This is a genomic window from Arthrobacter globiformis, from assembly GCF_046536215.2.
In the GTDB taxonomy this organism is placed as follows: Bacteria; Actinomycetota; Actinomycetes; order Actinomycetales; family Micrococcaceae; genus Arthrobacter; species Arthrobacter globiformis_E.
This window is the reverse complement of the sequence record NZ_CM143421.1, coordinates 1,672,480-1,691,509: the sequence shown is the minus strand read 5'-3', so window position 1 is coordinate 1,691,509 and position 19,030 is coordinate 1,672,480. Positions and strand designations below refer to the sequence as shown.

Sequence of the window (19,030 nt, the reverse complement as noted above, 5' to 3'; positions counted from 1 at the left end):
CGCCGCGCCGCGCGCGGCGACACTTCCTCGTTTACGTGTCCCTTGTTGGCGTGCCGGTCCAGGCTCAGGTCCGGACCGTGCTCCAGCTTCGCAGGGACATCCCTAGTTTCTCTGTTGCATCGGGTCGGGCCAGTTGCCGATGAGGCCGGACATGGGGTCGGGCCAGTTGCCGATCCGGCCGCGCATGGGGTCGGGCCAGTTGCCGATCCGGCCGCTAAGGGCTCCGGACTGCGGACGGGACGGGCGGGAGGCGGCAGACAGCGGGGCGTGCGTAGACATGACATGTTCTCCTGACTGAACTGATGGTCCTTGCGCAGGGCTGCGCAGGTGGTCTTTTCTGCCCTGAAGGTGGGCAGGGCTGACCTGTTCAGTCGGGGGAGCACCCCGGATCGAAGGCGGGGCTGGCGGGAAGATTCTGGGCAGCATCGAACATGCGGGAGCCGGCAAGCAGGGGCGTCCTGTCCCAGGTTCCCGCCGCATCAGCGGCCTGGGGGCCGGAGCCCTCGGAGCCCGACGAGGAATTCCCCGACGTTCCCTCGCTTACGGCGAAGGACGGAAGATGGCCATCGCCGGGGAGCTCATCAAGGTTCGCCGTGGAGGCTGCAGGGCCGGCGCCTGCCGGCTCTCGCCGCTCGGGCGTGGTCATCTGAAGCTCGGCAAGTGAGAGGCCCGTGCCGGCGAGCGGGACGCCAAAGCCGGTAGCGGGAGTGGCCGCGAACGCTGCCCCGGCCGGTGCCGCCGGCTGGGTCCTGTCTGCGGTCCTTCGGGGTGCCGTCCCCGGCCCAACATCCGAGGGCGAAACATCAGCGGCCTGCGCGGCAAGATCTGGCGGGTTGCCCCCGGTGCCGGGAGTCGGCGTCGGCGGTGTGGCACCCGGTCCGGGAACTGCAGGCAGTTCCGGCAGCGGCACTGAAGGCAGCGGCACTGAAGGCACCGGCACTGATGGCACTTGCACTGATGGCACCGGCGGAACAGTCTTGCCCGGAATCGGCAGCGAAGGAATGGACGGCACAACAGGCGTTGCCGGCAACTGCACGGACGAAACAATCTCTTCCGCGGCCGTTACCAGGCTGTCCACTGTGCCGACCACAGGCGCCGCAGCCGCAGTCACGGTGGTGACCGCCGTCGACGCCCCGTTGACCACGGTGCCGGCTGTGTCCGCCACTGTACTGACGACGGTCGTCACAGGCTTGGTGACCGCTGCCGGGAGACTCGGTGCTGCCGGCAGTGCCGGAACCACCGGCAGCAGCTTGGCGGCCGGGGCAACCCGGGAGGTGGCAGAAGCCAGAGGGGCAGCCACTGCCGACGGCGCGATGGCGGCGACAGGCGTTTTGACGAGGGGACCGGTATTGAGAGTGCCAGCGTTGAGGGAGCCGGCCGGCACGGCGTCGCCGGAGGCTGCATCGGCGGATGCTGCACCCCAAATAATCCACGCCAGGGCCAGGAGAACGGGCAAGAGCAGGGCGCGCAGGACGGTTGCGTCCAGTAAACGCACCCTGTTGCCCATTCGAATCACCCCCCAGCGCAATGGGAGACCAGAATATGCCCGGCGCCCCGTTCCGTCCAGAGGAAAAATGTTCGCGCATGAACGGGAGCGCTGAACAGCAATAAAATTGAAGCAGAAGGTGCTTGAGGGATGTCTGGATCCATCGTCGTCGTCCTGATGCTGCTGGCCGCAATCGCCGTCGTCGCCATCGCGGCAACGGTGCTGGCCGTCCTGCGCGACGGGCGCGGAGAAGTCCGGAGCGAACCGTCCGAGGAGCCCTGGACTGCCGGAAACCTGCCCAGCGAGCCCTACGCCCAGATCCGGTTCAAGACGGGCCTTTGACGGGACCGGCCGCGGCCTGGCCACCAGTGGGGGTGCCGCCGTCGTGATCATGTTCACGACGGCGGCATCAGTCCTTGGGTGGGACCGTTCACGCCGCGTTGGTTACCACCGGATGGTCGCGGCCCAGATTCCCGAGGGCCGAGGCTCCCTGCGGCGACCCCATCTCGTCGAAGAACTCCACGTTGGCGCGCACGTAATCGGCCCACTCGTCCGGGACATCGTCCGAGTAGTAGATGGCCTCGACAGGGCAGACAGGATCGCAGGCGCCGCAGTCCACGCACTCGGACGGGTGGATATAGAGCGAGCGTTCGCCCTCATAGATGCAGTCCACCGGGCATTCATCGATGCACGCCTTGTCCTTCACATCCACACACGGCTGCGCGATGACATAGGTCATGGCAGGCTACACACCTGTGTAGACGGTCTTGCCCCAGGTGAAGAAGTCCAGCGCGGACTTCCCCTGCTCGCGGAACGTGTTGGTGGAGGAGTCCTTGACGCCGCCGAACGGCACATTCAGGTCCAGGCCCGCCGTCGGCCGGTTCACCTTGATGACGCCGGCCTGGGCGCGGGCGGCGAAGTCGGTCGCCAACGCCAGGGAATCTGTGCAGATGCCGGCGGTGAGGCCGTAACGGGAATCGTTGATCGCGGCGAGAACGGCCTCGTAGTCCGGGACCTCGAGCACAGCCACGACCGGACCGAAAATCTCATCCGTCACGGCGGCGTCGTCGAACGGCAGGCCGGTGAGCACGGCGGCAGGGAAGAGGAAGCCGGCGTCCGTGCCGCCGTCGTACCCGCCGTGGAGCAGAGTGGCGCCGCGTTCGACGGCGGTGCGCACCGCCGCCTGGTTCTGCCCGAACTGCTGGCCGCTCACGACGGCGCCCATCGACGTCCCCGGGGCCAGTCCGTCGCCGGGGGTGTAGGCGGCTGCTTCCTGGGTCAGCGCCTCAAGGAACGCGGACCGGATGCCGGGCGTGACGTAGACGCGGGACGTCGCGGTGCAGGCCTGGCCAGTGAGGCCGAAGGCGCCGGCGGCCACTACCTTGGCGGCCTTGCGGGGATCGGCGTCGTCAAGGACCAGCACCCCGTTCTTGCCGCCCATTTCCAGCTGGACCCGGGCACGGCGCGCGTTCAGGATTTCCTGCAGGCCCAGGCCCACGGCGGTGGAACCGGTGAAGGACAGCCCGGCGATGCGCGGGTCACGCGCCAGGGCGTCGCCCACCACGCGGCCCTTGCCGTGGACCACGTTGAACACCCCGGCCGGCAGCCCGGCATCCTGCAGGGCGCGGGCCAGGTGGGTGGCCGAGAGCGGAGTGAGCTCGGCCGGCTTGATCACCACGGTGTTGCCGCTGATCAGTGCCGGAGCAGCCTTCCAGGCCGGGATGGCGATGGGGAAGTTCCAGGGGGTGATGAGCCCGACGACGCCGAGCGGCTCGCGGCGGGTGGTGATGGTGGTGTCCGGCAGGCCGCTGGGCAGGACCTCACCGGTGGCCGCCCAGCCGAGGGAACCGAAGAACCGCAGCACATCGGAGGCGCGTTTGACCTCGCCCTTGGCTTCGGCGAGGGTCTTGCCTTCCTCACGGACGAGGTCCTCGGCGATGCTTGCCTGGCGTTCCAGCAGGAGGTCGCCGGCCGCCATCAGGATGGCGCCGCGGGCAGGGGCGGGCAGGGTGGCCCAGCCCGGCTGGGCAGCGGCGGCCGCGCTGACGGCGGCGTCGGTGTCCGCGGCCGTGCCGCTGGGGGAGAGTGCCGCGAGCTCGGCGGGGCGGGCCGGGTTGAGCCGTTCGGTGTCCGCCTCGCCGAGCCATTCGCCATTGATGAGGTGCCGGGCGGTGATGCGGTCCCGCTTGGTGAAGCTGGTGGACTTTTCGGTGACGGTGGAAGTCATGGGGTTCCTTCGGGGGAGTCGGAGTTGCAGGGCCATGCGTGCGGGAGAGGTCAGAGGCCGCGGATCAGGCCGCCGTCACAGCGCAGTGCCACGCCGGTGATGTAGGAGGCCGGGGCGCTGCAGAGGAAGGCCGCGGCGGCACCGAATTCCTCCGGTTCGCCGTAGCGGCGGGCCGGGATGGTTTTGCGGGATTCGAGCTGTATTTCCTCGGCGGTGGTGCCGCGGCGCTTGGCGGCGGCGTGGTCGAGTTCGGCCACGCGGTCCGTGGCGATGCGTCCGGGCAGGAGCATGTTGACGGTGACCGCGTCCAGCGCGACCTCAGCCGCGAGCGTCTTGAGGTAGCCGGCCAGGGCGGCGCGGCCGGTGTTGGATACGGCCAGGTTGGGCAGCGGTGCCACCACGCCGCTGGAGCCGACGGCCAGGATCCGGCCCCAGCGCCGTTCCCGCATGCCCGGCAGGACGTGCGTTACCAGGGCGTGGTGCGGCTTGACCAGCTGTTCGAACGCTGCAGCGATGTCGTCGGCACCGAGCGTGGCGGCCGCGCCGGGCTTGGGTCCCGGCCCGTTGAGCACCAGGATGTCGATGGGTCCGAACGTGTCCACAGTGCGTTCGACGGCGGCGGCCACCCCGTCGGCGGTGCTGAGGTCGGCCTCAATGGCGACGGCGCTGTGGCCTTCCTCCTGAAGCTGGGCCGCGATTTTTTCGGCGCGCTCGCGGCGCCGGCCGGTGATGGCAACCCGGGCGCCTTCGGCCGCGAGTGCCCGGGCGACGGCAAGGCCCAGCCCGCCGGTGGAGGCTGCCACGAATGCGGTCTTGCCGCTGATTCCGAGGTCCATCAGAACCTCCCCGCGGGAACGTGGGCGGCGGCGGGATTCGGGCCCAGCGCCGCAGCTGCCTCGGCCAGGTGCGTGCGCAGCCCGGTCCTCAGGACCTCCGGGAAGGCCGAGCCCGGCGCCCGGACGCCGGCGTCGGCAATCAGGCCGCGCTGGCGCAGACATTCCTTCCGGACGGCCAGGGCGATCTTCGCCTGCTGTTCGAAGTTGATCAGCGGCAGGTAGGGCAGCAGGGCGTCGCGGGCGGCCTCATAGCCGTGCCGCTGCCAGGCCCGGACGCAGGCGATGAGAGCCTCCGGGTAGGAGAATCCGGTCATCGCCCCGGCGGCACCCGCCAGGAGCTCGTCCAGCAGTCCCTGTCCGCCCAGTCCGCCGAACACCGAGACATCGAGGGCGTCCGTCAGCTGTCCGATCGCCACGGACGTGGGCGGAGCCTCGGCCTTGACCCCAATGACAAAGCTGCAGGCCTGCACCACCGAGATGAGTGCCTCGGTGCCGATGCTGACGCCGCTGGCCAGGGGGTAGTCCTGCAGCACCACCCTGGCTCCGGTCGAGCGGTGAATAGCGTTCAGGTGCGCGATGGCCACGCCGGGGTTGGCGGAGTTGGCCTGTACCATCACGGCCGCGAGCCGGTCCCCGGTGGCCGCCTGGATGGCGTGGATTTCCTCGACGGCGGTGCCGGTGTAGAGCGACGTCACCCCCGCCACGATTGGCAGGCGTGTTTCTTCCACCGCCACCTCCAGGACCAGGCTGCGCTCGGCCGGGGTCAGGGCTGCCGCCTCGCCGAACACGCCCAGGACGGTGAGTCCGGTGGCGCCGATCGATTCGTAGTACCCCACGAGTCCGGCGAGGCTGTCGGTATCGACGTCCAGGGTGCTGCCCTGGAACGGTGTGGCGACGACGCCCCACACGCCGGGTGTCAGTGACTCCCGCATAGGTTTTCTCCTTAAAAGGCTCTTGTTGACGCTCTTGCTAAAAGCTCGTGTTGCTTCGGCCGGCCGGACCTCAGGCGGCAGGATCGGTGGAAGGACTAACGCCCCGGCCAGACCGGCAGGCGCTTCTCCTGGAAGGCGCGGACGCCCTCGGCGGAGTCCTCGCTGTCCAGTGCCGCCATCAGGGCCGGCAGCCGGAGCCCGCGGGCCTCGGCGGCGGTCAGGTGGGCGGTCTGCGTGACCATCTGCTTGACCGCCCGGACGGACGTGGGGGCGCAGGCAAGGATCTGGTCGAGCCAGCGCTGCACCGCGGCGTCCAGCTCCCCGGCGGGGACCACCTCGTTGACCAGGCCCATGGCCTGCATCTCAGCGGCCTCGGCCTTCCGCCCGGTCAGGAGCATGCCCATCGCCTGGGTGTACGGGATCCGGCGCACCAGCTGGTGGATGCCGCCGTCGAGCGCCAAACGCCCGACGCGCGGCTCCGTCAGCCCGAAACGGGCGGTGTCCGCGGCCACCACGATGTCCGCGCCGAGCACGATCTCCATGCCGCCGCCCAGGGCGTAGCCGTTGACCCGTGCAATCACCGGGACATCCAGTGAGGTGCGAAGGCTCAGCCCGCCGAAACCGTTCGGGTCCAGGCCTGCCCAGTATTCGAGGCCGGTCTTGTCCACGGCGGAGGCGGACATGTCCGCCCCCACGCAGAACGCCCGGCTGCCGGCGCCCGTGATGACCACGGCGCGGACGGTGGAATCGGCTTCCAGCTGGTCCCAGATCCCGTTGAGCCGGGCCTGGGCGCGGCCGTCGACGGCGTTGAGCACGTGCTGCCGGTCGATCACCACGGTGGCGACGTGGTTCTCGATGGTCAACGTGACCTCGTCCACCATGTTCTGGACTGCCGTGCCGGGAACCGCGGGGGCCCTCCCGGCTTCGGAAACGGCGGTCACCGGAGGACCCCCAGCTGCTGCAGGCGCTCGACGGTCTCGGCGTCGAACCCGTTTTCCAGCAGTACCTCGACGTTGTGCTCGCCGAGCCGCGGGGCCACCCGGCGGATGGTGGGCGGGGTGGCGGAGAGCCGGATGGGCGCGTTGAGCATCTTGACGGTGCCGACGCCGGGGTGCTCGGCCTCGACGATCATGCCGTTGGCGTGGGTCTGCGCGTCGGCGAGGGTCTGTTCCAGGGTGTGCACGGGGGCGTTGAGCAGTCCCTTCTCCTCCAGCCGGCCGGTCCAGTACTCGGTGGTGTTGGTGGCGATGCGCTCGCGGAAGATGGCCTGCAGTGCCGGCTTGTGCTTGAACTGCTGTTCCAGGTTGGCGAATTCGGGGCGCTGCGTGAGGTCCTCGTCCAGGCCCAGGGCCTCGGAAATGCGCAGCAGCGGGTCGGGGGTGAAGCCGCCCACCATGCAGACGGCGCCGTCGGTGGTCTCAAAGACGCCGCTGAGCGGCATGGCGCCCCAGTTGACCTCGAAGCCGCGGTTGAGCTGCATGCAGGCCTCCTGCATCTGCAGGTGCAGCATGGAGTCATACATGGTCACCTCCACTTTTTGCCCGACGCCGGAGGTTTCGCGGGTGCGCAGCGCCAGCAGGATGCCCTGCATGAGGTGCATGCCCGTGATGTAGTCGCACAGGGTGGTGGGGTAAATGGAGGGCTTCATGTCCTCGGACTCGCGCCGCCACATGACGCCGGAGTAGGCCTGCGCGATCGCGTCCTGGCCGCCCTTGTGCGAGTAGGGTCCCTGGGGTCCGAAGCCCGTGCCGGAGGCCCAGATGATGGCCGGGTTCTCCGCCTTGAGCTCCTCGTAGCCGAAGCCCATCCGCTCCATCACGCCGGAGCGGAAGTTGCTCACCACCACCTCCGCGTCGGCCAGCAGCCGGCGGAGCACGGTGCGGCCGTCCTCGGTGCGGGTGTCCACCGAGACGCTGCGCTTGTTGCGGTTGATGGACAGGAAGATCGGGTTGTCCTGGCCGTCCTTGTCCGGGAAGGAGTTGCGGGAGATGTCCCCGGCGCCCGGGCGTTCCACCTTGATGATGTCCGCCCCGTAGTCGCCGAGGAGCTGGGTGCAGGACGGGCCCATGAACACCTGGGTGAAGTCCACGATCTTGATTCCGTCGAGGGGGAGCGGCGTGCCGGCGCCTGCAGCGCCCGGGGCAGCGGCGGTGCCGTCGGCAGCGGCGGCGGGAGCCGCCGTCGTGCTTTCCAGTTCGTCGATGGCGGCGCTCATGCCCCCACCACCGCGTCTGCGTCCAGGGTGGCGTTCGACGACGGGACGTCGCCCGGGTCCGCGCCGTGCCGGCGCATGCCCTGCTGGATGTCCAGGGCGGACACGTCGCGGACAAGGGTGCCGTTTTGGACCGCCACGGCAGCCGCTACGCCGACGGCCTGGCCCATGGCCATGCAGGGCGGGATTTCGCGGGACATCTTCTGCGCCTCGGGGGTGGCTGAGTAATGGCGCCCGGCCACGAGAAGCTGGTCCACTTCCTTGGGCAGCAGCGAGCGGTAGGGGTAGTAGTAGTCGCGGCCGCGGGCCACGGTGTCCGCGAAGTGCCGGCGGGAGGTGACGTCGTCCTTGGTCATGACGTACTCGCCCTCCAGCAGGCGGGTCTGCCGGACGCCCAGCTGGGAGGCGACGTCGAGCATGTAGCAGTTTTCGAAGCCGGGCAGGTGGGCGCGGACATACTCCACGGCCTCGGTGATCCGGTCCCGGGCGGCGAACTCGGCGGCGGTCATGTCCGCCGGGTCGACGCCGTCGAAGCCGGTCATGTGGGGTGCGTTGCACCAGACCACGCCGTCGATGGGGGTCTTGAGCCACCACAGTTCCCAGGCGCCGCCGAGGAGGCGCTTGATCTTGCGGTTGATGGCGCGGGCTTCCTTCGCGTTGGCCTGCTCGAAGGCCTCGGCGGCGTTGGTGTCGACGTTGCCGAGCCGGAACACGAGGGTGGTGAGGTAGCTGTCCTTGATGTGGCTGGCGCCGGCGCGGGAGGCGACGTCGATGTCGCCGGTGGTGTCGATGACGATGTCCGCCATGAAGGCCTGCGGGCCGGACTTGGTTTCGCAGACGACGCCCTTCATGACGCCGTTGTCCACGATGGGGCGGGAGAACCAGGAGTGGAGGCGGAGGTTGACGCCGGCTTCGCGGACGAGGTCGTTGGAGACCCGCTTCCAGCCGTCCGGATCGAAGGCCGCGGCGTAGCAGACCGGCTTGGGGGTGGTGTGCGAATGGAAGTCGAAGGTGCCGAAGCGGCCCCACTTGTTCCAGAGTTCCTCGGAGGTCTTGCGGTCATCGGCCGGCGGGACGATCGCCAGGCCCAGCTTCTGGAGACGTTCGACATACTCGGAGACGATGCCGGTGACGGTGATCTCCTGGCCGTTGATCATGTCATCGAGCACCAGGACCATGCCCCCGGAGGCGAGGCCGCCAAGGGCGGAGTAGCGCTCCAGCAAAGTGACGGAGGCGCCGGATCGGGCCGCGGTGACGGCGGCGGCAACGCCGGCCGGGCCGCCGCCGACCACCAGGACGTCCGAACGGGAGATGACGGGAGCGCTCAGGTCCTGCGTTGTGGTGATGAGGTCCAGGGAGCGCATGGCTGTGGTCGAGTTCATGGGGGTTCCTTACTTTCCGGCGTCCGTCGGAACGGCAGCCGGTGAGGTAGATGCTGCCCAGAAGGAACACGCGGCGACGCTGACCGCGGGTTCCGCCCGGCAGAGGGTATGACGCAGCGCGGTCCGTTGCGGACCTTGCGGCGGAGTGTGGAAAGGCTTCCGCGGACACCGGGGCGTCGGCGGAAAGAATGGCGAAGGCGGCTAGGGCCGGCTAATCACCACGCGTGAGGTGCGTTAACCCAGATCGCTACGCATACCTCTTCGTAGCTGTTCTTGTACCAGTGAGGCGTATCCGACGAGAAGGTGATGGAATCGCCTTCTTCAAGCGTGTAGCACTCACCGTCCAGGTAGATGTCTTTCCGGCCGGAGAGAATGATGCCGAATTCCTCGCCGCTGTGCCGGAACGGAGTGGCGCTGGTGTCGTGGCCTGGCGGACTCACGATCCATTGGGCCTCCAGGGCGCCGTTGAGGTCGGGGGTGAGCAGTTCATAGACCGCCTCGCCCACGGACTTCTTGGTGACGCCCTTGAGGTTCCGCCGCTCGCCCTTGCGGACTACCGGGGACCTGGTTTCTTCCTGTCCAAGGAAGAACTTCCCCACGGGGATGTCCAGGCCGTGGGCCAGCTGCGCCAGTGTGGTGAAGGACGGGTTGGCCAGGCCGCGTTCGATCTGGCTAACGATCGCCGGGCTGAGGCCGGTGACCTCGGAGAGCTTCGCAAGCGTCATCCCTTTGTCCTTGCGCATGTTGCGGATCTTGTTGCCTACGGTGGCAAGAAGGACGCTCGTGCCGGCGGGGGAGGATCCCGGGAGGCTCTCGTTGGTCATGGTCCGTCTTTCTCTGGATGAGCTGACATGCATAACTATAGTGAAGATTTTTACCGAATCAATGGTTTGGTGAAAAATCCTCGCATTTCCTCCGCGATTCGCCACCGACCTGCGGTTTCGATTGGCCGTTCGGCGTGGCGGGATCCCGCCTTCCTTTGACCATTGACTCTGTGAAGATCTTCAATATAGTTATGTGAGCCACAACACTTCGGAATTGACGCTAATCGAGCAGGAGCAGGGCACGAGGACCTTCTGGCGGAAGGTGCAGCCCGCCCGGTCTCCAGTTCGCTTCCCTGGTAATGAGGCAGTACATCTGCCAAGCCATCCACAGAACCTGATGTTGGCCGGTCAGTATGGAACGTAACGTTCATCCGAACAAGCTCCTGCTGCCGGGCCGGATGGCCGATTGCAGGCAAGCGCTACGAAGAGGCACGCGTAGCTATCTTGGCTAACTCACCTCCCATGTGGTGATCCGGTCACGCCCCGCGGACCAAGCCAAACGATAGTTTCGATCGCCGGCGGCCCAAACAGGGCGCCTGCCGGTGATCCGTACCCTCCCGCGCCCGAAGGCGCGGGGGAAGGAAGAATCATGACTGACACTGTCGTCAAGAATGACCTGGAGGGCGGCCGGAAGTCCCGGCTCTCTCCGGAAATCCGCCGGGGGCTGCTGGGCCTCGGGCTGGGGAACACCTTGGAGTGGTACGACTGGATGGTCTTTGGGCTGCTGTCGGCCTTCATCGGACCGAAGTTCTTCCCGTCGCATGATCCCGTGGCCGCAACGCTGAGCGCCCTGGCAGTCTTCGCCGTCGGCTTCGCCTTCCGACCGCTGGGCGGGATTCTGCTCGGCACCTTCGCTGACCGGATCGGACGGCGGCGGGTGATGCTCTGGTCCATCATGATGATGGCGGTCACCACCCTGATCATTGCCGTGTCTCCGACCTATGACCAGATCGGCGGTGCCGCCGGGGTGATCCTCCTGGTCTGCCGCATCATCCAGGGCATTTCCACCGGCGTCGAAGCCCCGCTGTCCACCGCCCACGCCGTGGAACTCGTACCCGAGGGACGCGAGGGCTTTGTGGCCGGCATCATCTCCTTCTACGTCAACGCAGGCATCCTGCTCGCCTCGCTTGTCAGCTACCTCTGCAGCCTGACGCTGGGCGGATCCGTCATGGCCGACTGGGGGTGGCGCGTGCCGTTCGTCGTCGGTGCCGCGTTCGGCTTCGTTGTGGTCTACCTTCGCCGGACGCTTCCTGAAACCATGAAGCCCGAAGAGCTGGCGAACAACTCCGCAAAAACAGTCTGGGGCGGGGTGCGTAAACACTGGCTGAGCGTGCTGGCCATTACCTTCGTGGTCGGTGCCGCGCAGGCTTACAACTACGCCTGGAACACCGGGCTCCCGACGGCGGCCCGCAGCGGGTTCAAGGAGGACGCCACCGCAGTCTTCGCGCTCACCACGGTCCTCGGCGTCGTGCTGGTGCTCGGCAGCCTCATCATCAGCCGGCTTGCTGACGGCAAGTCGATGTCCAGGTGGTTCCTGGTCACCCGCGCGCTGGCCATTCCCTCGGTCTTCCTGATGCTGATGTACGTCAAGCCCGGCATCGCCGGCTTCGCTGCGGTGCTCCTTGGCGGTTCGGTAGTGCTGGTCCTGAACATGACGCTGTACAACGTGGTCACCAGCTCGCTCATGCCGAAGGGCTGCCGTGGCGCCGGAACGGCCCTCGGCTACGGACTGGGCGTCGCCATCTTCGGCGGCACCGCCTCCTACCTGCTGGTCTGGCTCCAGTCCATAAACGCCTCCTGGATCTTCCCCGTGTATGTAGCTGTCCTCTCGGCGCTGAGCATCGTGTTCTATCTGCTGGCCCGAAAGAAAAACGGCATCTTCATCGGCAGCTAGGAGCCAACCGTGATCTCCTTTGACCTCAGCGATCCTGACGTGGAGCTCTACGAGGCGGCCCGCCGGCTGTTGGTTACCGCCCATCACAGCGAGAACCACCGGGTGGCTGCCGCCATGCGCGGCGAGTCCGGGACCATCTACCTCGGACTGCACATCGGCTCAAAACGACTCAATGTATGTGCCGAATCCAGCGCCCTCGCCAACGCCCGCATGGCCCAGGAGCCATCCATCAGTTCAGTGGTGGCCGTCAGCATGGACGGAGAGGGCCAGCCTCAGGTCACGAACCCCTGCGGCCTGTGCCGGGAACTGCTGCGCATGTACGGAACCGAGGCAACTGTCCTGGTCGACGCCGAGGGCGAGGTGGGGAAGGTCAACATCACAGAACTGTTGCCCTACCCCTGGATGCGTGCCGCGGAAACGGAGTGGAACACTCTTCCGCCCCGCGCGGCTGAATCCGTCACCTAGCGTGAACCACCCAACTTGAACCACCCAACTTGGGCGCCGGCGGCGACCAGACAAACAAACAGGAAGGCCTGGACTCTGCGAGTCCGGGCCTTCCTGCGTGCCGGGCACCCGCCGTCGTACTGAACAGCAGGTGGCCGGCCGGCACAAAGTTGGTGCAGCCGCCCACGAATTCGCGTGACCGCCTGCACCAACCGGTAGTACGAATACTCAGATTAGATATCTATTCATTCGCGGCTCCTAGTTCCCGGCGTTCGCGTTCCGGGCTATTTCCTGTCCTCGACCGAATGCCGTGAAAACATCCAGCCAGCGGCAATCATCAGCACGCCCAGCACCATGTGCGTCCAGTTGTCCAGCATGTTCAGCGACAGGAAGTTGGCCGCCGAATCCACTCCGACACTGAGCCCGTAAATGCTGAGGACGAGGTAAAGCGCACCGGCTCCCAGAAGGAACCTCCGAGCGCCCATCTCTCCGCGGGACATGGCCCAGCCGGTTGCGCCAATGACCAGCTGCACGATGTTGAGCAGCATGGATACCTGGAACAGGCCGAGGAACATGGCGTGCGAATCAGGCCCAAGGAACATCAGTTCGCCATACCGTGCGGTGATGCCCGGGATGAACCCCAGCACACCGACCACCATCAAGACAATACCTACACCCATGCCAGCGTTCTGGACGTCTGTCCTGCCAAAGTGGACGCCGTGTGCATGTGGGGATGCGGTAGTCATTTTCTGCCTCCAACCACTGAATGCGGACAAGCTAATTTTACGACGGGCCTTCCGAAAAAGCGCCCGCGGCTGGTCCTGCCGTGTACCGGCGCAGGCGCACGGCCGTCCGACATTCCCGCGCCGTTGAGCCTGTCGAAAACGGGCGAGCCGGGCCCCGCATGGCACGATGGGAGGCGATGAAACTGCGTGCTGACCAGACCGGAGACCGTGGCCTACCCATGCCCCTGTGGCTGCAGGGCGGGCTCGAGTCCGCGCAGGCGGCCATCATTTCGGCGCTGGTGGTCATCGCACCCATCGTTGCCGTGTGGGCCACCTCGGGTTTCGGAAGCACCGGCCTCGATGCACTGGCCCGGCTTGCCGGCCAGGCGTGGCTGGTCATCCACGGTGTGCCGCTCTACCTCACCACTGTGGGGGAGGGCGCTGCCGCGAGGCCCGAGACCGGCACCCTGTCGCTGCTGCCGCTGGGCCTCACACTCATTCCTTTCCTGCTGGCCTGGCGGGCGGGCAGGCGCCTGGCCCGGGCGTCTTACACGGACCAGCTGTGGCAGGCGCTGCTCGGCTCGTGGCTGGTCTATGCGGGATTCGGCATCGCCACCGGGTTCATCTGCCGGACCGAGGACGTTGAGGTTTTCCTGTGGTGGGCGGGGCTTTTGCCGCTTGTTCCGTTCGGCCTCGGGATGGTGATCGGTGCCCGGCGGGAGGCCGGTTCCTGGAGCCGGCTGATCGGCGTCGACGCCGTGGACTGGATCGCCCGCACCAGCCAGCACTCGCGGTGGGCGGGATCGTACCTGGCCTCGGCAGCCAAGGCCGGCTTCGTGGCCGTGATCGCTGCGCTCGCCATTTCCTCGGCGCTGCTGGCCGCGGACCTTTTCATCCACTGGAACCTGGTGGTGGCGGTCTATGAAGCGCTCGACGCCGGGCCCGTCGGAGGCGCGGCCCTCACCATTGCGCAGCTCGGCTTCCTCCCCAACCTCGCCGTCTTCGCACTCGCGTGGCTGACCGGCTCCGGTTTCGCGCTGGGTGCCGGATCGCAGGTGGGCCCGCTGGGGACCGCCGTGGGGCCGCTGCCCACCATCCCGGTTTTTGCGGCCATCCCTTCAGGCCCCCTCGATTTCGGCCCGGTGGCGCTGGTGGTTCCGGTCCTCGCCGGAGTCCTGGCCGGCTGGTGGTTCCTGCGCGAAGGTGAAAACCACTTCGATGAATGGCTGTCCATCAAGCTCCATGTCCGCTGGCTGACTGCCGCGGTATCCACGCTGTTCCTGGCGCTGATCGTCGGGGCCGCGGCCGGCGTGCTGGGAGCGGCCCTCGCCTGGCTGGCGCGCGGCTCGGCCGGCATCGGCCGCCTCACGGACATTGGCCCGGACCCGTTGTGGACGGCAGTCTGGCTGGCGGCGGAAGTCGGCGTCGGCGTCGTAATTGGGTACGCGGCGGGACCCTGGCTGGAACGCCGGCAGCTGCGGGACGCCGAGCTGGGGACTGCCCCGAGCAGCAAGTAGCCGTTCCGGCCGCGTCCGTGGCTTCAGCGGACGGGCTGCTTAGCGCACGGGCGGCTTGAGCGGTCCGGGCAGCGAGTTCTCCAGGTTGACCCGGCACTCCCCGCTTGCCTTGCTGGTCAGCGACTGGCGGGAGCACTGCTGGAAGTCGCGGATCTGGTTGAAGAAGAGCGCGGAGGTCAGGACCAGGAGAACCATGACCGCCGAGACCACCAGGCCGGAGATGGTGCCGAACAGCACCAGTTTGGATTCCTTGAACCGGACGGCCCGGATGAGCACCATGATCCCCAGTGCGATGCCCGCCGCCGTCAGGATGGCAGTGAGCCAGAGGTAGGCGAGGTCCAGTTGGAAGACGAAGAACGCGCCCAGCACGGCCACAATGAACATGCGGAACAGCGTGTGAGTCTTCTGGAGCGAGGCCTTGGCCTCCTCGCTGAGCGGACGCGCGGTCCGCTGCGGCCCCTGGGGGCCCGGAGTGGGGTTCATGTTTTCCAGCCTACGCGAGCGTCCGCCTAAGCTGGAGCAATGCGCATAGTAGTCCTCGTCTCCGGAACCGGTTCCAACCTCCAGGCCGTCATCGACGCCGTTCAGGCCGGGGACCTGGATGTTGAGATTGCCGCGGTGGGCGCTGACCGCCCGGGAACCTTCGGGGTGGAGCGCTCCGCCGCGGCCGGGATCGACACCTTTGTGGTGGACTTCAAGGCCTACCCGGACCGCGCGGAGTGGAACGCCGCCCTGACCGAGACCGTTGCCGCGTACCAGCCGGATGTGGTGGTGTCCTCCGGCTTCATGCGGATCGTGAGCCCCGAGTTCATCGACGCGTTCGACGGAAAATACCTCAACACGCACCCCGCCCTGCTGCCGTCCTTCCCGGGCGCCCATGGAGTCCGCGACGCCATGGCCTACGGCGTGAAGGTCACCGGCTGCACCGTGCACTGGGCCGACGCCGGCGTGGACACGGGGCCCATCATCGCGCAGGAGGCCGTGGCCATCGAGGACGCCGACACCGAGGAAACCCTGCACGAGCGGATCAAGGTGGTGGAGCGCCGGCTGCTGGTCTCCACACTCGCGTCACTGGCCGCCGAGTACGCCGCCGCGAAGTAACAGCCGCCCCAAGTAAGTAGCAGCAGTGGGCGTTCCCACGGCTGGGAACGCCCCCTGCTGCTACTCAGTTGGGGGAGGGGAGGGGGCGCTATTCGAGGCGGCGCTGGCGGGTTTCGGGGGAGAAGAACGCCATCCACAGCACGGACAGGACCACCAGGCCGCCGGCGAGGGCAAAGGACGTCGCCAGCCCCAGCTGCGGCCAGAAGTAGTTCGCGAAGATGAGCGGGCCGAAGCCAGCCCCCAGCCGCGAGAACGTCGACGCCCAGCCGAAGCCGCTGCCGCGCAGCTCCGTCGGGTACAGCTCGGAAACGTACGCGTACAGCACCGGGATGGCCACCTGCACCACAAACCCGAACACCAGCAGCCAGAACACGGCGGCGGTGGGCACATCCACCACGAACGCCACGACCACCAGGATCAGCGCGGACAGCGGTCCCGTGACGGCCAGCAGCCACTTGCGGCCCACACGCTCCACGAGCAGCGCTGCCGCGATCACGCCCAGGAGCCCGACGGCGGCCATCCCCGCCGTCGTCAGGAACGCCTTGTACTCCGCGAACCCGGCACCGATCAGGATCCGCGGCATCCATGTAAGGGACAGGTAGTAGATCAGCAGGATGCTCATGAACAGGGCCCATGCCGCTGCCGTGATCTTCCAGTTGAACTGCCAGACCCCGCGCAGCTGCTGCCACGCGCTGCCGGCGGAAAGCCGCGGCACGGCCTGCGGCTCGGGCAGGCTGTAGGCGCGGGGCTCGGCACCGGTGGCCTCGACCAGGCCGTCAATCACCCGGGCCGCTTCGTCGCGGCGGCCCTTGCGGATCAGGAACAGCGGCGACTCGGGAACGCTGCGCCGCACCCAGAACACCAGCAGCGCAGGCAGCACCATGACGAGCATGGTCAGGCGCCAGTCGGCAAACGCGGCCACCAGCCAGGCGGACACGAAGCCGCAGAGCGCAGCGCCCACGGGCCACCAGCCGTCCATCGCGGTGAGGACCCTGCCGCGCTGCCTGCGCGGCGTGAACTCGCCCACCAGCGCGTAGTCCACGGGAATGCAGCCGCCCAGGCCAAATCCGGCCATGAAGCGGAACAGGCAGAACCAGAGGAAGTCGGGGGAGAAGGCGCCGAGGACCGTGAACAGCGAGAAGATCAGCAGCGTGGCCGTGAAGGCCTTCCTGCGCCCGATGGTGTCCGCGATGGTGCCCCAGATGAAGGCGCCGAGGGCCATGCCGATCAGGTTGGCCGTGCCGATCCAGCCGGCCTCGCCCGGGGTGAGGCTCCAGTGCGTGGACAGCAACGGAATGAGAATCCCGTTGAGGGTGACGTCCCATGCGTCGAACATGAATCCCAGGCCGCCGATCACGAAGATCCGGCCCTGCACTTTCCAGCGCCACGGCAGTTCCTGGACTACCTGTTCGCCGCTGGGCACAGCAGTGTAAATGTTCATCTCGGCCTCCTGCTTAAACCTTACGTTGCGGAACGCGGCCCAGCGCCGGGCCGTCATGCCGGTGAACGCCGGGCCCTTGGCCCGTTGGGCGCCGGACCCATAGACCGGGTTCGCCCCCGCCTTCACACTGCAGCCGCCAGCAGGAGCGGGTCCGCCGACACGATAAACTGGGCCGTATCCCCACCAACCGCGGCACATCAACCGCGAGATAAAGACGGAGACTTTTGTGAGCTTGACGCAGCTTGACCGTGTTCCCATCCGCCGGGCCCTGATCTCGGTATACGACAAGACCGGTCTGGAGGAGCTCGCCAAGGGCCTGCACGCAGCAGGCGTCAAAATTGTCTCCACCGGCTCGACCGCCAAGAAGATCGCCGCAGCCGGCATCCCGGTCCAGGAAGTCGAGGAAGTCACCGGTTCCCCCGAGATGCTCGACGGCCGGGTCAAGACCCTGCACCCGCGCGTCCATGGCGGCATCCTCGCCGACCGCCGCGTCCCCGCCCACATGGAGACCCTCGCCAAGATGGAGATCGAGGCCTTCGACCTCGTCGTGGTGAACCTCTACCCGTTCGTGGAGACGGTGAAGTCCGGTGCCGCGCAGGACGACGTCGTTGAACAGATCGACATCGGAGGGCCCGCCATGGTGCGCTCCGCCGCGAAGAACCATGCCGCCGTCGCCATTGTGGTGGACCCGACGTTCTACGGCGACGTGGTCCGCGCTGCCGCCGAGGGCGGCTTCGACCTCAAGACCCGACGCCGCTTGGCCGCCAAGGCGTTCGCGCACACCGCCACCTACGACACCGCCGTGGCCACCTGGACGGCCAGCCAGTTCCTCGACGAGGACGGCGACGGCGTCATCGACTGGCCCGCCTACGCCGGCCTTGCGCTGGAACGCTCCGAGGTGCTGCGCTACGGCGAGAACCCGCACCAGCAGGCCGCGCTGTACGTGGACAAGGCCGCCCCGGCAGGCATCGCCCAGGCCGACCAGATCCACGGCAAGGCCATGAGCTACAACAACTTCGTGGACGCCGACGCAGCCCTCCGTGCCGCCTACGACTTCGCCGAGCCCGCCGTCGCCATCATCAAGCACGCCAATCCCTGCGGTGTGGCCGTGGCCTCCGCCGACGCTGCGGACCCGATCGCCGACGCCCACGCCAAGGCCCACGCCTGCGACCCCGTCTCCGCGTTTGGCGGCGTCATCGCGGCCAACCGCACGGTCACCGCCGGCATGGCGCAGACCGTGGCCGGCATCTTCACCGAGGTGGTCATCGCCCCCGGCTTCGAACCCGAGGCCGTGGAGATCCTCTCCAAGAAGAAGAACATCCGCCTGCTCGCACTGCCGGAAGGCTACGACCGCTACCCGGCCGAAATCCGCCAGGTCTCCGGCGGCGTGCTCGTCCAGATCACCGACAAGGTCGACGCCGACGGCGACAACCCCGCCAACTGGACGCTCGCCGCAGGTGAAGCCGCCGACGACGCCACGCTGGCCGACCTCGCCTTCGCCTGGACCGCCTGCCGCGCCGCCAAGTCCAACGCCATCCTGCTCGCCTCCAACGGCGCCGCGGTGGGCATCGGCATGGGCCAGGTCAACCGCCTGGACTCCTGCAAGCTCGCCGTTGAGCGGGCCAACACGCTGGGTGTCCAGGTCGAGTCCGACGTCGACGGTGCCGGCGGCGCCTCCAACGCCGACGCTGCCGGCGCCCCCGCACGTGCCCGCGGCGCGGTTGCCGCCTCCGACGCGTTCTTCCCGTTCGCCGACGGCCTGCAGATCCTGATCGACGCCGGTGTCCGGGCGGTAGTGCAGCCCGGCGGCTCGGTCCGTGACGAGGAAGTCGTCGCCGCAGCCAACGCTGCCGGCATCACCATGTACTTCACCGGCGCCCGCCACTTCTTCCACTGATCCCCACCGCCGCCCTAACCTCGCTGCGCTCGGCCAGGGAACCCGGGCGGCGTGGGCCCAACCGCGACGGCGGCTGCCCCCTTAAGGGGACGGCCGCCGTCGCGCTTTAACT

19 protein-coding genes are annotated in these 19,030 nt (G+C 67.8%); 6 read left to right on the top strand and 13 right to left on the bottom strand.

The genetic code is table 11. From position 1 onward, the window contains the following. Positions 1–102: 102 nt before the first annotated feature. Together R5O87_RS07565 and R5O87_RS07560 are read right to left on the bottom strand one after the other, a co-directional pair. A complete protein-coding gene (locus R5O87_RS07565) occupies positions 103–279 on the bottom strand; it encodes a hypothetical protein (protein ID WP_410558350.1) in 177 nt (58 codons plus the stop codon). An 88-nt stretch (positions 280–367) separates the two neighbouring features. Continuing rightward, complete coding sequence (locus R5O87_RS07560; RefSeq protein ID WP_410558351.1) at positions 368–1,495, bottom strand: hypothetical protein; 1,128 nt, start codon at positions 1,493–1,495, stop codon at positions 368–370. Positions 1,496–1,636: 141 nt separating this feature from the next. Here R5O87_RS07560 and R5O87_RS07555 point away from each other — a divergent pair, with 141 nt between their 5' ends. Beyond that, positions 1,637–1,828: a hypothetical protein gene (locus tag R5O87_RS07555; RefSeq protein WP_410558352.1), complete on the top strand. Its 192-nt coding sequence runs from the start codon at positions 1,637–1,639 to the stop codon at positions 1,826–1,828. An 88-nt stretch (positions 1,829–1,916) separates the two neighbouring features. Here R5O87_RS07555 and fdxA read toward each other — a convergent pair whose 3' ends face one another. From fdxA to R5O87_RS07515, 8 genes are all read right to left on the bottom strand, one after another. Then, on the bottom strand, positions 1,917–2,225 hold the full coding sequence (gene fdxA / locus R5O87_RS07550) for a ferredoxin (protein WP_410558353.1): 309 nt from the start codon (positions 2,223–2,225) through the stop codon (positions 1,917–1,919). Between the two features lie 6 nt (positions 2,226–2,231). Further along, complete coding sequence (locus R5O87_RS07545) at positions 2,232–3,713, bottom strand: aldehyde dehydrogenase family protein (protein WP_410558354.1); 1,482 nt, start codon at positions 3,711–3,713, stop codon at positions 2,232–2,234. A 50-nt stretch (positions 3,714–3,763) separates the two neighbouring features. Then, positions 3,764–4,549 carry an SDR family oxidoreductase gene (locus R5O87_RS07540; protein WP_410558355.1) on the bottom strand — a complete coding sequence of 262 codons (786 nt, stop codon included), beginning with the start codon at positions 4,547–4,549 and terminating at the stop codon, positions 3,764–3,766. Then, positions 4,549–5,481: a dihydrodipicolinate synthase family protein gene (locus R5O87_RS07535; protein WP_410558356.1), complete on the bottom strand. Its 933-nt coding sequence runs from the start codon at positions 5,479–5,481 to the stop codon at positions 4,549–4,551. Before R5O87_RS07535 ends, R5O87_RS07540 begins: the two co-directional genes overlap by 1 nt. Before the next feature lie 95 nt (positions 5,482–5,576). Next, positions 5,577–6,362 carry an enoyl-CoA hydratase-related protein gene (locus tag R5O87_RS07530; RefSeq protein WP_410558378.1) on the bottom strand — a complete coding sequence of 262 codons (786 nt, stop codon included), beginning with the start codon at positions 6,360–6,362 and terminating at the stop codon, positions 5,577–5,579. 56 nt (positions 6,363–6,418) lie between these two features. Continuing rightward, positions 6,419–7,696: a CaiB/BaiF CoA transferase family protein gene (locus R5O87_RS07525; protein WP_410558357.1), complete on the bottom strand. Its 1,278-nt coding sequence runs from the start codon at positions 7,694–7,696 to the stop codon at positions 6,419–6,421. Beyond that, on the bottom strand, positions 7,693–9,075 hold the full coding sequence (locus R5O87_RS07520; protein WP_410558358.1) for an FAD-dependent oxidoreductase: 1,383 nt from the start codon (positions 9,073–9,075) through the stop codon (positions 7,693–7,695). Before R5O87_RS07520 ends, R5O87_RS07525 begins: the two co-directional genes overlap by 4 nt. 215 nt (positions 9,076–9,290) lie before the next feature. Continuing rightward, entirely contained in the window at positions 9,291–9,899 is a 609-nt protein-coding gene (locus R5O87_RS07515) for a helix-turn-helix domain-containing protein (protein WP_410558359.1), read from the bottom strand. A 589-nt stretch (positions 9,900–10,488) separates the two neighbouring features. Here R5O87_RS07515 and R5O87_RS07510 point away from each other — a divergent pair. Both R5O87_RS07510 and R5O87_RS07505 read left to right on the top strand, forming a co-directional pair. Next, on the top strand, positions 10,489–11,793 hold the full coding sequence (locus tag R5O87_RS07510) for an MFS transporter (protein ID WP_410558360.1): 1,305 nt from the start codon (positions 10,489–10,491) through the stop codon (positions 11,791–11,793). A gap of 9 nt (positions 11,794–11,802) precedes the next feature. After that, on the top strand, positions 11,803–12,258 hold the full coding sequence (locus R5O87_RS07505; RefSeq protein WP_410558361.1) for a cytidine/deoxycytidylate deaminase family protein: 456 nt from the start codon (positions 11,803–11,805) through the stop codon (positions 12,256–12,258). 263 nt (positions 12,259–12,521) lie between these two features. Here the strand turns inward: R5O87_RS07505 and R5O87_RS07500 are convergent, their stop codons facing one another. After that, a complete protein-coding gene (locus R5O87_RS07500; protein ID WP_410558362.1) occupies positions 12,522–12,983 on the bottom strand; it encodes a DUF4383 domain-containing protein in 462 nt (153 codons plus the stop codon). A 176-nt stretch (positions 12,984–13,159) separates the two neighbouring features. Here R5O87_RS07500 and R5O87_RS07495 point away from each other — a divergent pair, with 176 nt between their 5' ends. Then, entirely contained in the window at positions 13,160–14,479 is a 1,320-nt protein-coding gene (locus R5O87_RS07495) for a cell division protein PerM (RefSeq protein WP_410558363.1), read from the top strand. A gap of 39 nt (positions 14,480–14,518) precedes the next feature. On the opposite strand, the gene R5O87_RS07490 is transcribed toward R5O87_RS07495, so the two are convergent. Continuing rightward, positions 14,519–14,962, bottom strand: a complete 444-nt coding sequence (locus R5O87_RS07490) for a hypothetical protein (protein ID WP_410558364.1) — start codon at positions 14,960–14,962, stop codon at positions 14,519–14,521. 39 nt (positions 14,963–15,001) lie between these two features. Between R5O87_RS07490 and purN the strand changes: the two genes are divergently transcribed. Continuing rightward, positions 15,002–15,580 (top strand): phosphoribosylglycinamide formyltransferase, encoded by a 579-nt coding sequence (purN, locus tag R5O87_RS07485; RefSeq protein WP_410558365.1) that lies wholly within the window; start codon positions 15,002–15,004, stop codon positions 15,578–15,580. A gap of 88 nt (positions 15,581–15,668) precedes the next feature. Here purN and R5O87_RS07480 read toward each other — a convergent pair whose 3' ends face one another. Beyond that, positions 15,669–17,021, bottom strand: coding sequence for an MFS transporter (locus R5O87_RS07480; RefSeq protein WP_410558366.1), 1,353 nt, complete (start codon positions 17,019–17,021; stop codon positions 15,669–15,671). A 226-nt stretch (positions 17,022–17,247) separates the two neighbouring features. Here R5O87_RS07480 and purH point away from each other — a divergent pair, with 226 nt between their 5' ends. Further along, the gene (gene purH / locus R5O87_RS07475) at positions 17,248–18,918 is read left to right on the top strand and encodes a bifunctional phosphoribosylaminoimidazolecarboxamide formyltransferase/IMP cyclohydrolase (protein WP_410558367.1); all 1,671 of its coding nucleotides are present in this window, start codon (positions 17,248–17,250) and stop codon (positions 18,916–18,918) included. The last annotated feature ends 112 nt before the right edge of the window (positions 18,919–19,030 follow it).

What these genes read in the sequence shown, in the direction of transcription:
- R5O87_RS07565 (WP_410558350.1), bottom strand. Translation starts at nt 279, where the DNA reads ATGTCTACGCACGCCCCGCTGTCTGCCGCCTCCCGCCCGTCCCGTCCG.
- R5O87_RS07555 (WP_410558352.1), top strand. Translation starts at nt 1,637, where the DNA reads ATGTCTGGATCCATCGTCGTCGTCCTGATGCTGCTGGCCGCAATCGCC.
- fdxA (WP_410558353.1), bottom strand. Translation starts at nt 2,225, where the DNA reads ATGACCTATGTCATCGCGCAGCCGTGTGTGGATGTGAAGGACAAGGCG.
- R5O87_RS07545 (WP_410558354.1), bottom strand. Translation starts at nt 3,713, where the DNA reads ATGACTTCCACCGTCACCGAAAAGTCCACCAGCTTCACCAAGCGGGAC.
- R5O87_RS07540 (WP_410558355.1), bottom strand. Translation starts at nt 4,549, where the DNA reads ATGGACCTCGGAATCAGCGGCAAGACCGCATTCGTGGCAGCCTCCACC.
- R5O87_RS07535 (WP_410558356.1), bottom strand. Translation starts at nt 5,481, where the DNA reads ATGCGGGAGTCACTGACACCCGGCGTGTGGGGCGTCGTCGCCACACCG.
- R5O87_RS07530 (WP_410558378.1), bottom strand. Translation starts at nt 6,362, where the DNA reads ATGGTGGACGAGGTCACGTTGACCATCGAGAACCACGTCGCCACCGTG.
- R5O87_RS07525 (WP_410558357.1), bottom strand. Translation starts at nt 7,696, where the DNA reads ATGAGCGCCGCCATCGACGAACTGGAAAGCACGACGGCGGCTCCCGCC.
- R5O87_RS07520 (WP_410558358.1), bottom strand. Translation starts at nt 9,075, where the DNA reads ATGAACTCGACCACAGCCATGCGCTCCCTGGACCTCATCACCACAACG.
- R5O87_RS07515 (WP_410558359.1), bottom strand. Translation starts at nt 9,899, where the DNA reads ATGACCAACGAGAGCCTCCCGGGATCCTCCCCCGCCGGCACGAGCGTC.
- R5O87_RS07510 (WP_410558360.1), top strand. Translation starts at nt 10,489, where the DNA reads ATGACTGACACTGTCGTCAAGAATGACCTGGAGGGCGGCCGGAAGTCC.
- R5O87_RS07500 (WP_410558362.1), bottom strand. Translation starts at nt 12,983, where the DNA reads ATGACTACCGCATCCCCACATGCACACGGCGTCCACTTTGGCAGGACA.
- R5O87_RS07495 (WP_410558363.1), top strand. Translation starts at nt 13,160, where the DNA reads ATGAAACTGCGTGCTGACCAGACCGGAGACCGTGGCCTACCCATGCCC.
- R5O87_RS07490 (WP_410558364.1), bottom strand. Translation starts at nt 14,962, where the DNA reads ATGAACCCCACTCCGGGCCCCCAGGGGCCGCAGCGGACCGCGCGTCCG.
- purN (WP_410558365.1), top strand. Translation starts at nt 15,002, where the DNA reads ATGCGCATAGTAGTCCTCGTCTCCGGAACCGGTTCCAACCTCCAGGCC.
- R5O87_RS07480 (WP_410558366.1), bottom strand. Translation starts at nt 17,021, where the DNA reads ATGAACATTTACACTGCTGTGCCCAGCGGCGAACAGGTAGTCCAGGAA.